The following is a 372-nucleotide window of genomic DNA, read 5'->3' on the forward strand; positions in this document are numbered from 1 at the left end:
TTCGACCAGGCCAAACCTGCGCAGTTTGGCGAGGTGTTGCGACAGAGCCGACTGGCTGAGCTCGACCTTGTCGGCGAGCACGCCGACGGAGAGCTCGCCCTCGGCGAGGTAGTTCATGATGAGCAGACGCTTCTCGTTGCCCATCACCGCAAGAAAGGCTGCCGCGCTTTCCGCGTTGTCGGTAAGTTTCTTCGTAACCATCGATTTCCCCATGTTCATGCTCTTCCGAGGCCATGGGGGCAATGGCTTCAGAGTTCCAGAGCGTTGATTGGCCTGCCCCGATTTGGACACGGGACCTGCCCAGCTTCTTTTCGACCAGAACCCCTTCGTAACCCGGTTGCCACCACGCCGGAGTTGCTGGTCAGGGACAAA

At 59.4% G+C, this 372-nt stretch carries 1 protein-coding gene; it reads right to left on the reverse strand.

The genetic code is table 11. From position 1 onward, the window contains the following. The coding region (locus EN808_RS35330; protein ID WP_135918230.1) for a metalloregulator ArsR/SmtB family transcription factor at window positions 1-201 on the reverse strand (201 nt) is incomplete at its 3' end. Window positions 202-372: the final 171 nt, after the last annotated feature.

It is taken from the genome of Mesorhizobium sp. M8A.F.Ca.ET.165.01.1.1, assembly GCF_004792065.1.
In the GTDB taxonomy this organism is placed as follows: domain Bacteria; phylum Pseudomonadota; class Alphaproteobacteria; order Rhizobiales; family Rhizobiaceae; genus Mesorhizobium.